Raw genomic sequence first — 11,912 nt, 5'->3', positions numbered from 1 at the left:
TATACCATAGCCGGAACCGCCTCCATTGCCCCCGCTGCTGTTGGCCCAAAGCCAATTTCCACTGCTGTTGAGGCTTGCTACCAACAACCCAAGATTCTGGCTGGTTCTAACCAGAGAAACGTTGCCAAAATTTGAGTTTAGGCTACTAACTGAACCCGTGACATAAACATTGCCAAGACCGTCTAAGACAATACTTTCGCCTCCCTCGCTGTTTGTTCCGCCACCCCTTGCTGCCCACTGCCAAGTACCACCTGCATCCAGCTTTGCTACAAAGGCATCCGAGCCATTTGCCGTACTGGCATTGGTCAACACGGTCGTGCCAAAGCTTATGGTGGCCCCGTTGAAATTGCCGGTTATATAGGAGTTGCCAGTGGGGTCTACGGCTATTGCTTGCGCATAATCATCACCGGGCCCCCCTCCGCGCACGGCCCAGAGCCAAGCGCCGGTAGGGCTTAGTTTGGCTACGTAAGTATCAAAAAGGCCAGGGCCAGTTGCTGCTATTGACGTGGTGCCAAAGCGGGCAGAAGAACCAGAGAAAATGCCCGTTACGTATGCGTTGCCTGCCGCATCAAGGCCAATGCCCCGGCCATAATCCGTGTTGGAACCACCCCCACTTGCTGCCCAAATACAATTGCCAGCGGCATCGAGCTTAGCCACGAACACATCGGACCCACCGGTGCTGTATAGGGTAAGGTTGCCAAAACGGATGGTGCCGCCGAAAGTGCCAGTTACATAGGTGTTGCCCTGGCTGTCGACAACTGTTGCTTTGGCATCTGACCCACCTGAGCTATTACTATTGCCAAAGGCGAAGGCCCTATCAAAAGTAGGGGCTTGGGCGGAGGCAGAGGCGGCTATAATCCAAAAAAACAGCAATACTATTCCATGACGTATATTAGTAAAGATCAGCATGTAGCGGAAATGAATAGTAGAAAAAGAAGAATGTAAAAGTAAAGTAGCTGTTTATTTAACTCACAAGTATTTGTTCATGAAAAAGCCCAGCTCGTTTCCGAACCGGGCTTTTCATTTAAACCGTGACTATCAGCAATTACTTGCCTTTGCCAGCCGTACCGTCCTCGTTGGTTTTCTGCTTGCGCTTCTCTTTTTTGCCTTTTCCGTCCTTGGTTACCATCTTCATTTTCTCGGCAGTAGCCGCCTCGGGGGCTGCGGGGGCAGGCGAAGCTGGCGCGGCCGTGGCTGTGGCGGGCGCCGCTACGCGGTTGCCTTCCAAATCTAGCTCCACCACTTCGTAGCCTAGCTCGCTCAAACCAGGAAAAGCCTTGGCCCGGTCGCCGACCACCACGATGTACATGTTGTCGGCGGGCAGGTATTTCTGGGCGCTGGCTTGCAGGTCTTCGCGCTTCAGGTTCTTTAGGATTTCGCTTTGCTGCCGCACGTAGTCGTTGGGCAGGTCGTACTCCAATAGGCGGCCCAGGAAGGCGGCTTTCTGCTGGCCGGTTTCATAGCGAAGTGCATCCTGCTGACCTACCGACGCTTGCAGGAACTGTAGTTCCTCGTCGGTGGCGCCGTTGCGATAGTTCTTGATTTCGCTCATGAACTCTTTCACCGAAGCCGCCGTGGCATCGGCCCGCACGCCGGCCTGCGCCGTGAACGGCCCTACGTAGCGGGAACTTCTGAAACCGGAACTGGCGCCGTACGTGTAGCCTTTGTCTTCGCGCAAGTTCAGGTTGATGCGCGAGTTGAAGGCACCACCCAAGATGTAGTTGGCTAGATAAGCGCGGTAGAATTCGCCGGTGGCATCGTAAGGTAAGCTGGTCAGGTAGCCCACCCGGATTTCCGACTGCGCGGCGTTGTCTTTGTTTACGAAGTAGATGCGCGTTTTGTCGGGCTGCGGGGCGGGGTTGCCGGCGGGCAGCGTCACGTTCTTGCGGCTCCACGACTTGAGGAAGGCCATGCGCGGCACCACTGTCTTCTGGTCCACGTCGCCAACCAGCGTGAGGTAGCTTACATTGGGCGCGTAGTTTTGCGCGTAGAACTGCTTCACATCATTGAGCGTCAAGCTTTGCATTGTAGTAGCAGTACCCGATACCGGCATGCTCATAATGTCGGCGGGGCCGTAGAGCAGGCGCGAGTAGGTTTTGTTGGCAATGACTACGGGCTGCGTGTTCTGGTTGGCAATTCCTTCCAGTGTCTGCTTCTTCACCCTATCGAAATCAGCTTGATCGAAACGTGGGTGCAGTAGCACTTCCTCTAGCAGGGTCAGCGTGGCAGGCAGGTTTTTGGTGAGGCTGCTAACGACTATCTGCGTATTGTCGTCGCCACCATATACCTGGATGACGCTGCCGAGGCGGTCGAGGGCGGCGGAAAACTGCTCGCCGGTGTATTTCTGCGTGCCTTCGTTGAGCATAGCGGCCGTGAGGGCTGCTACGCCGGCTTTGTTGGGGTTAGCTTGCTCTAGGCGATGGCCACCACGCAGTGTTAGCAACATCGTCACGGTCGGAATTTCGGTGTTGCGGTTGCCCATTACCCGCAGGCCGTTCTCGAAGTCTTCGCGCCACACAGCAGGTACTTGCACTACCGGATTGGCGCCGCTGCCGGGCTGCTTGCTCCTATCGAAGCTGTCGGTAGCTTTAGCGTATTTCAGACCGGTATAATCGTCTTTCGGAGCTTGGTAGCCTTCTTTACTAGGTGTGAAATTGTTGGCTTTAGCTACCAAGTTGCCAGCACCCTTCGGCACCACGCTCAGCACCACGGCATGCTTGCCTTTCACGTACTTGTTGTACACGCGCAGCACGTCGGCTTTGGTGAGGGCACGTAACTTCTGCAATTCCTGTGGCAGCCGGTTTGGGTTGCCCGTGAATGTTTGAAAAGAGGCCAGCTGGCTGACTTTGCCGCTCACGCTGCTTAGGCCATTGATGAGGTCGGTTTCGCGGCTGGCTTTGAAGCGGGCCACATCGTCGTCGGTGACGCCGTTGCGCTCGAATTCGGCTAGGGTGCGGCGCACCAACACTTCCATGCTGTCGAGGCCTTTGCCGGGCAAGCTCAGGCTGGTGATGGTAAATTCGCCGGCCAGTTCCGAGGTTGGGTGGTAGGACTGCGCCTGCACCGCCTTCTGCGTCTTGATGAGGTTTTTATAGAGCAACGACGTTTTGCCGCCGCCAATGATTTCGGCCAGCGCGTCAATAGCTACTTCGTCGGGGTGGTACTGCGGCACAGTAGGGAACACCATCTGTAGCATCGGGAAGCGCACGTTGTCTTCGTAGCTCACGTAGCGGTCAGCCGTCAGCACCGGTTCGGGCAGCTTCATGTTCTGCACGGCCGGCCCCCGATTGATAGGCCCGAAGTACTTCTCTACCATCTTCACCACTTCGGCCGGCTTCACGTCGCCGCCCACCGTAATGGTAGCGTTGTTAGGGCCGTACCAACGCAAAAAGAAGTTCTTCAAGTCGTTGACGTCCGAGCGGTCCAGGTCCTGGAGGTAGCCGATAGTGAGCCAGCTGTAGGGGTGCCCGTACGGGTAAAGCGTTTTGGCGATGTTCTCGCTAGCCAAGCCATAAGGGCGGTTGTCGTAGTTCTGGCCCCGCTCGTTTTTCACGGTGGAGCGCTGGACCTCAAACTTTTGCTGCGTTACGGCATCCAGCAAAAAGCCCATGCGGTCGGCTTCCAGCCACAGTGCCGTTTCCACCTGGTTGTTCGGAATGGTTTCGAAGTAGTTGGTCCGGTCGCGGTTAGTAGTGCCGTTGAGGTTGCCGCCTGCCGAACTTACAATTTTGAAGTGCTGCTCGTCGCCAACGTGGTCGGAGCCCTGGAACATCATGTGCTCGAAGAAGTGCGCGAAGCCCGACTTGCCGATCTGCTCACGCGCCGAACCTACGTGGTACGTCACGTCGACGTGGGCCAGCGGATCGGAGTGGTCTTCGTGGATCAGCAAGGTCAGGCCGTTGGCTAGCACGTACTTCTCGTACGGAATCACTACTTCGCTGCCTTTACGGGTTACTTTTTCGACGAGGCGCGTGCCGCTAGCAGTAGCAGCAGGCTTGGCCGCTGGCTTCTGCTGCGCCGTGGCGGGGGGCAGCGCCAAGGCAAATCCAAGGCCTAACAGCCAGATAGATTTCAAAGTCATGTGGTATTGCTAAAAGAAAAATGAAAACGTATTCGGGAAATTGAGGGATGAAGAGACGCACATAAGTTCAAGTAAGATGCACGAAGTACAGTCAACTTAAGTCCATCAAATTCAACCTGGACAGCAGCTTTTCAGGCAGGAAAATGGAACGTCGGATACTACTTTAAATTCCAACGAATATAAATATTATAAAAAATAGTTGCTTCATTGCAATTTCATAAACACGGCCATAGCTTGACTAATAAGATTGGCACTTATATTTGCTGGCTTTTGCTGCTCTCATGCTCGTTACCAACCTCGAATACCTGCTTCTTTCCCACCGCTCCGATTTAGGTCAGGTGTTTTTGCGTTGGACTCGTCCGGCTACTTCCGAGGAGCACCGCAGCGGCTACCAAGCGGCCCTCGAACTAGCTAAACGCGAGAAGGTGGGCCGTTGGTTGGTTGATTTGCGTAGTCGTGGCCTGGCCGATCCTGCCGATTTGCATTGGCTGGTTACCTCTTTCTGCGAGCAGCTCACGAGCGCGCTACCCGGCATTCGGCCTTGCCTCGCCTACCTCGTGCTACCCTACCACGCCGAAACGCTAAGCCAGCGCCTAGCCCAAGAAATGGCCACCGACTCGGTGCACACCAGCATGGCCTTGCGCGTTTTTACGGAAGAGCAGACCGCGCAGGAGTGGTTGCAGAGCCGGTAGAAGACAATCCGAGTGGTTAATCGAAGGCTGTAGCGCGAAGCCTGCGCTTCGCGCATAGTAGAGCGTCTTCGTTGCAACGGCGCAGTTTCGTGCAACGAGACGCGAAGCGCAGGCTTCGCGCTACAGCCTTTGATGGTTCTCCCGGTTGACGCACTGCTTCCGAGTAAAGCTTTTTGCGACATTTTCGACACCTTGGGGCGCCGGCAACTTTCGTTGCCTGTTTCTCCACCTATTCAGTCGTATGCGTATTTCTGTTTCCTGTTTGCTGGTACTCACGGCGCTAGCCGGCTGTCAAAGCAAGTCCACATCGTCGTCGGAGGCTGGGGCCGGCGCGGCTTCTGCCCCGCCATCCGATACCACCATTGTCTCGCCGCCGGATGGAATTACGGCGGCTTACATTGGCGAGCAAACCAAGATATTAGCTTCCGATGAGTTTCAGGGCCGCAAGCCGTTCACGGTGGGCGAAGAGAAGACTGTCGCCTACCTCACCGACCAATTTCGGAAACTGGGCTTGAAGCCCGGTCCCGACGGCACCTACTTCCAAAACGTGCCGCTGGTGGAAATTACCGGCCAGCCGGCCCCCACCATGCAGCTAAGTGGCGGCAAGAGCGGTCCGATTACCCTGAATTACAAAACCGATTACGTGGCCTTCACGCAGCAGGAAAAACCCGCCGTGGCGCTGCAAAATTCTGAAATGGTGTTTGCCGGCTACGGCGTAGTAGCGCCCGAGTACCAGTGGAACGACTACGCCGGCCTCGATGTGAAAGGCAAAACGGTGGTGGTGCTCGTCAATGACCCCGGCAATGCCGGCAACGACACCACGCTCTTCAAGGGCAAGGCCATGACCTACTATGGCCGCTGGACGTACAAGTACGAGGAAGCCGCCCGCCAAGGCGCTGCCGGTCTGCTCATCGTGCACGACACCGAGCCGGCCGCCTATCCGTGGTCGGTGGTGCAGAGCAGTTACTCCGGGGCCAAGCTTCGGCCGCAGCGCGCCGACAAGGGCGCCAGCAAGTGCGTGATTGAAGGCTGGATGACGCTGGATGCGGCCAAGAAGATGTTTTCGGCCGCCGGCCAATCGTATGAGGAAGCGTATGCTGCGGCCAACAAGCCTAGTTTTCGGGCTCGGCCGCTAGGTGGGCTGACCATGAGCACGAGCGTAAAGAACAAGCTGCGCCGCACCGCCTCCAAAAACGTGCTGGCCGTGCTGCCCGGCTCCACCCGCGCCGACGAGTACATCATCTACTCCGCCCACTGGGACCACCTCGGCATCGGGGCGGCCATCAACGGCGACTCCATCCACAATGGCGCCGTGGACAACGCCAGCGGCTGCGCCGCTCTATTGAGCATCGCCAAAGCCTATACCCAGCTACCTCAAGCGCCCGGCCGGAGCGTTGTGTTTCTGGCCGTGACGGGTGAGGAGCAGGGCCTGTTGGGTTCCGCGTATTACGCCGCCCACCCCGTATTCCCGCTCAAGAAAACCGTGGCCGATTTGAACATGGATGCCTTGGCTGCCTTCGGTCCGATGCGCGACCTGACGGTTATCGGCTACGGCCAGTCGGAGCTAGACGACTACGCCCGCGACGCCGCCAAAGAACAGAACCGCTACATTCTGCCCGACCAGCACCCCGAAAAAGGCAGCTTTTACCGCTCCGACCACTTCAGCTTTGCCTTCGTGGGCGTGCCGGCCCTCGATGCCAAAGGCGCCTTCGACAGCCGCTCCCGCGGCAAGGAGTACGCCGCCCAACAGATGCAAACCTACACCGCCAAAAACTATCACCAGCCCTCCGACGAGTACGACCCCAAGTGGGACTTGCGCGGCATGGAGCAGGATGCCCGTTTGCTTTTCCGCATCGGCCAGCGCCTAGCCGGCGAAAGCACGTTCCCGAAGTGGAAACCAGGCTCGGAGTTCAAGGCTACCCGGGAGAAGAGCTTGGCTAACAAGTAGCAGTCTGCTTAGTCAATGCAGGAAGCCTAGTGCCTCGCAGACTTACGTAGTGTCTGCTTGCGTAATATCTATGGTGTGCTGACGTTGCCAAACTGCCTCTCATACCAAGCGGAGTCGGAGCATGACAGATAAATAGAAAATTGAATACAGGTGATTCTGGCCTAAAAATCTTAGGTTGGTGATAAAGCAAAAGCAGCCCCGGCCGTTAGGCCGGGGCTGCTTTTTTAATGACTTAGCACACAAGCAACTCAACCTTCCGCCCACTGATAGCGGCGCTGTTTCCATTGGATATAGCCTGGCCAGAGCGTGTAGCCAATCACGGCCAACGACATGAAACAGAGGTAGAACTCATAGAGCAGCAACAGGCCCAACGATTCGCGGCGGCCTACTTGCCGGAGCGTAATAGCCAGGAACAGGGTTTGGCACAAGATCTTGGCGGCGTATACTCCGAGAATTAGCATGGGCGGATGCAAACCAGGCCAAAACAAAACCGGATAGAAAATGCCATAGAACCCAAACAGCAAAGAAAGTTGGCCCGGCAGGCGGACGGCTCCTTTCATCCAGCGCTTACGCTGCCAAAGCAAATGGCGCATAGTAGGCTGCGGTACCGTCACGCCGAGCACGCGCGGGTCGCAGAGGTTCCGAAAGCCCCACCCTTGCGCGACAATGCGGGAAAAAAGCTGCAAGTCTTCGGTGATGCTGAAAGCCAGTGCCTCATAGCCCCCAATGGACTCGTAGGCCGCCCGCGTCACGAGCATATTGTTGCCGACGGACGTAACGGGCACGCCCGTGTCGGAAAGCAACCGGATGAGGTTGAGGCCAAACAGCCAGTCGAGGCCTTGGAGGCGGCCAAACACGCCGCTGTCGGCGGTGGTGATGCCGGTCACGACGCCTACATTATCGGTTTCGGTGGCGGCCAGCATGGATTGCACCCAATCGGGGGCGAGGGCCATGTCGGCATCCGTGAGCAGGAAGTAGTCGGTGGTGGCGGCACGGCACAGGTGAGCCAAAGCGTTGCTTTTGCCGCGAGCCGTACCGAGGCGGTGCCGCACGCTCAATAGTTGAAACTGCGGCTTGTCTTTGATGAAGTGCGCCACTACCGCAGCCGTGTTGTCGGTAGAGGCGTCGTCGGCAATCAAAATTTCAAGTAAATCCGGCGGGTAGTTGAGGCGGGTCAGAGAAGTCAGGCACCGCTCGATGGTGGCTTCCTCGTTGCGGGCCGCTATCAGGATACTTACTCGGGGCCGGGCTTTGGTACTGGCCGGGGCAGGGCGGGCTAGCAACAGCAGCACCAAAAACAAAATGAACAACCCGAAAAACAGGCCGAGGAAAACCATCAAAAGCAACATAGGCAGCTAGGAATAAAGAAGGAACTGCACCACTCGACCAAGCAAGAAGGCGTAGCCCTGGAGCACTTGAGTTCTACGGCGTAGGACCTGCTGTACGTTGTGAGTTAAATGCGGATTTTGGTTTCCTGATTTATCCGTACAAACACGGAGTAAGTGAAAATTGATTCGAGGCCGAAAGGCAGCAAAAAGCCCCGGCCGCAGAAGCAGCCAGGGCGAGAAGTAAAGCACAAGAAACAGTTAAACCCTCGGGTCGGGTGCGGCACCTGGGTCATAGCCAGGGTTGATAGGCTGGTTGTCGGCAAATGGCAGGTGAACTTGTTCGTTGTCGTCGACGCGCAGTGTGAGCAAGCCCCCAATTACCATTAGCACCCCGCCCAGCACTACCACGTTCAGCGGGTCGAGGCTCGGAAATTGCTTCATAACAGCCGGTAAGCCCAACGAGGCGCACACCTGCGGCAGCACAATAAAGGCGTTGAAGACTCCCATAAAATGCCCCATTTTGTGCGCCGGAATCGAGCCGGCCAGCATAGCGTACGGCACCGACAGGATAGACGTCCAAGCTACACCTACGCCCACCATCGACACGAGCAGCATCCAGGGTTCGGTGATAAAAGCCACCGACATCAGCCCGAGGCCCCCCGCTGTTAGGCAAAGCATGTGGGTTATTTTACGGCTGAATCTGCGGGCAACCCAAGGCAGCAGCAAGCTAAACACAGCCGAAATACCACTGTACATGGCAAAAGCTTCGCCCACAAAATTGGCTCCCTCGTTGAAGGCAGCCGATTTGGAATCGGTAGTGCCATAGAGGTGCTTGGTAACGGCCAGCGTGGTAAAAATCCACATGCAAAACAAGCCAAACCACGTGAAGAACTGCACTAACGCCAACTGCTTCATCACCTTTGGCATGTGCAAAGCCCCCGAGAAGGTTTCCTTGACTCCCTGCATGAACGTAACCGAGCTTTTCTCCCGCTGGAAAGCCTCCATGTCTTCGGGCGGATACTCGGTGGAGGTAAAGACGGTGTAAAGCACACAAAAGAAAAACGCCGCCGCGCCCAGGTAGTAAGCATATTTCACCGAGTTGGGCACAATGCCGTCGGGCGCTTCATTGGCCACTCCCATGCTGGTTAGCAGCGTTGGCAGCAGCGAAGCCACTACGGCTCCAACGCCAATGAAAAACGATTGCATCGCGAAGCCGCTGGTATACTGCTCGTTGGGTAGCTTGTCGCCGACAAACGCCCGGAACGGCTCCATGCTGACGTTGATGCTGGCATCCATAATCCAGAGCATGCCGCCCGCAATCCACAGCGTAGGCGAGTTAGGCATAATCAGCATGGCTATCGACGCCAGGATGGCGCCTACCAAGAAGAATGGCCGTCGCCGCCCCCAGCGCGGGCTCCACGTCCGGTCCGACATATACCCGATGATAGGCTGCACCAGCAACCCCGTTAGCGGGGCCGCCACCCACAGAATCGGAATGTCGTCGGCGTTGGCACCGAGGTTCGAGAAGATGCGACTGGTGTTGGCATTCTGGAGGGCAAACCCAAACTGGATACCCATGAAGCCGAAGCTCATGTTCCAGATTTGCCAGAAGCTCAAACGAGGTTTTTGGCGGGTGCTACTAGGAGCCGCCACTACGCCGGTTGCCATAGGATGTGGGAATTTGGGGTTAGTGCTTAGTACCTGGTGCTTAGTGCTTAGAGACTGTCCGAGCAAGGGCGTTGTCATTCCGATGCAGGAGGAATCTAGATAAAACCGTTCAACGAGATAAGCCAGATTCCTCCTACGCCGCAATGACAAGGGCCTTACTCAGATAGGCTCTTAGTGCCTAAATTGTTCTTTTGAACTTGATAGAACGGCCTAAGCGCTAAGCTACTATTTCGGCTTGATTTCGAACGCGTAGGCGCTTAGGGGCGGCAAGGTGAGCGTGAGGTTTTCCGTTGGGGGCGTGTTGTTCAGTAGGTCGGTGTAGGTGCAGAACTGGTCGGGGTTGAGGCCCATGCGCTGGCGTACTTCACGCGGGATTTGGATGGTGGGCTTCGAGGTTTTGTCGCGGCTGAAGTTGACTACGATGAGCAGGCGCTGGTTGTCGGTGTAGCGCAGGTAGCTGTAGACTTGCTTCTGGTCGTAGTTTTGGCCAAGGTTGTTGGCGTCTTGCAGCTCGTAGAACTTGCCCTTGCGGATGGCTTCGCTGGTGCTACTCAGGTTGAGCAAGCGGCAGTAAAAGTCGCGGAGCTGCTTCTGGCTTTCCGAGAGCTGGCCGCCATCAAACTTGCCGCCGTTCATCCATTTCTGGTGCTCCGGCACGCCCCAATAGTCGAAGATGGTGGTGCGGCCGTCCTCGCTGGAGAAGCCCTCCGACTTCAGGGCCGGCTCGGCTACCTCCTGCCCCGAGTACAGCATCACCGGGCCTGAGCCCAACGTAGCCGTGACTACCATGGCCGGAATAGCGGTGCGCGGGTCGGTGGCAAAGTCCTTGGAGGCAATGCGTTGCTCGTCGTGATTTTCGAGGAAGCGCAGCATCCGGGACGAGTAGCCGCGGCTTTCTTCGCGCCATACTTTCGTGATTTCCTCGGTGTTGCCGCCCCCCGTCATCAGGCGGCGCAAGGCGTCGTAGAGGCCCACTTTGTCGTAGAGGAAGTCGAACTTGCCTTTCTCGAAGTAGGTCTTATACTCCTTGGGGTTATAGGCTTCGGCAATGAAGAGGATGTCGGGCTTCACCTTTTTCACCTCTGGAATCACCCACGCCCAAAACTCGACGGGCACCATTTCGGCCATGTCGCAGCGGAAACCGTCCACGTCTTTCTTGGCCCAAAACAGCAGGATGTCGCGCATCTTCTTCCAGGTGTCCGGAATGGGCTCGAAGTAGGTTTTTCGGTTGTTCTGGTAGTCGACGCCGTAGTTGAGTTTCACCGTCTCGTACCAGTCGTTCACGCTCGGCGTGGCCGAAAACACGTCGTTGCCGGTGGCTTTGGCGGGCGTTTCCGCAAACTTGCCGTCCTCACGCGGACCGAGAGCAGCGCCGAGCGGGTTGCCTTCTTTGGGTACTACTAGGTTCTGGCCGGGCAGGTAGTAGAAGTTGTTGTTGGGCGCGAAGGCCTTGGTTTTGTCGTCTTGGGCACCGAGGTCAACAACGCCGACCGGCTTGGCATCCGACTTATAGCTGCGGGCTACGTGGTTCGGAATGAAGTCCATGAGCACTTGCAGGCCGTTGGCGTGGGTACGCTTGATGAGGGCTTCATACTCTGTCATCCGGGTTTTCACGTTCACGGCCAAGTCGGGGGCCACGTCGTAGTAGTCTTTGATGGCGTAGGGCGAGCCGGCGCGGCCTTTCACGATGTCGGCATCGTCGGGGCCGGGGCCGCCCTGCTTGGTGTAGTCGGTCATGGTGGCGTGCTCAATCACGCCGGTGTACCAGACATGCGAGACGCCCATCTTCTTAATTTCCTGGAGCGCCTTGTCGGTGATGTCGTTGAACTTGCCGGTGCCGTTTTCCTGTACGGTACCGTAAGGTTTGTTGACGGTGGTTTTGTTGCCGAACAGGCGGGTCAGCAACTGATAAACGACCAGTTTGTGGTCCTGAGGAACCTCTTCGGTGGTGTTAGGATCCGCAAGGAAGACAGTATCGGACACGGGCTGAGCTATACGCGAAAGTGGAAAAGTAAAAGCGGCCAACGCAAGCATTGCCGGCAAGACAAGTTTCTTCATACGGGATGGGGGGCAGAAGTTTGCGTGGCTGAGGGCATTTGTGCTGGAGTTGCGGGCCCACAGTTGGCGCACAGAGTTAGGCTGAAGGGCTGACACGGTGCTGGCAAACAGGGAGCTTCGGCGCCTTCTGCCACTAA

7 protein-coding genes are annotated in these 11,912 nt (G+C 56.7%); 2 read left to right on the top strand and 5 right to left on the bottom strand.

Annotated elements, in window-relative coordinates; all coding sequences use genetic code 11:
* Positions 1–909: SBBP repeat-containing protein (locus ACFE7X_RS16350; protein WP_375436757.1), on the bottom strand; the 909-nt coding region annotated here is incomplete at its 3' end.
* A gap of 136 nt (positions 910–1,045) precedes the next feature.
* On the bottom strand, positions 1,046–4,081 hold the full coding sequence (locus ACFE7X_RS16345) for a M16 family metallopeptidase (protein ID WP_375436756.1): 3,036 nt from the start codon (positions 4,079–4,081) through the stop codon (positions 1,046–1,048).
* 281 nt (positions 4,082–4,362) lie between these two features.
* On the opposite strand from ACFE7X_RS16345, the gene ACFE7X_RS16340 reads away from it, so the two are divergent.
* Positions 4,363–4,773, top strand: coding sequence for a hypothetical protein (locus ACFE7X_RS16340; RefSeq protein WP_375436755.1), 411 nt, complete (start codon positions 4,363–4,365; stop codon positions 4,771–4,773).
* A 241-nt stretch (positions 4,774–5,014) separates the two neighbouring features.
* Entirely contained in the window at positions 5,015–6,721 is a 1,707-nt protein-coding gene (locus ACFE7X_RS16335) for a M28 family metallopeptidase (protein WP_375436754.1), read from the top strand.
* 248 nt (positions 6,722–6,969) lie between these two features.
* On the opposite strand, the gene ACFE7X_RS16330 is transcribed toward ACFE7X_RS16335, so the two are convergent.
* The 3 genes from ACFE7X_RS16330 to ACFE7X_RS16320 all read right to left on the bottom strand — a co-directional run bounded on the left by ACFE7X_RS16330 (position 6,970) and on the right by ACFE7X_RS16320 (position 11,700).
* Positions 6,970–8,070 (bottom strand): glycosyltransferase, encoded by a 1,101-nt coding sequence (locus ACFE7X_RS16330; RefSeq protein WP_375436753.1) that lies wholly within the window; start codon positions 8,068–8,070, stop codon positions 6,970–6,972.
* 237 nt (positions 8,071–8,307) lie between these two features.
* Complete coding sequence (locus ACFE7X_RS16325; protein ID WP_375436752.1) at positions 8,308–9,717, bottom strand: MFS transporter; 1,410 nt, start codon at positions 9,715–9,717, stop codon at positions 8,308–8,310.
* Positions 9,718–9,942: 225 nt separating this feature from the next.
* Positions 9,943–11,700, bottom strand: coding sequence for an alpha-amylase family glycosyl hydrolase (locus tag ACFE7X_RS16320; RefSeq protein ID WP_375436751.1), 1,758 nt, complete (start codon positions 11,698–11,700; stop codon positions 9,943–9,945).
* Positions 11,701–11,912: the final 212 nt, after the last annotated feature.

Source organism: uncultured Hymenobacter sp., from assembly GCF_964242765.1.
Lineage (GTDB): Bacteria > Bacteroidota > Bacteroidia > Cytophagales > Hymenobacteraceae > Hymenobacter.
The sequence above is the reverse complement of the archived record's forward strand: the minus strand, read 5'-3'. Positions and strand labels throughout refer to the sequence as shown.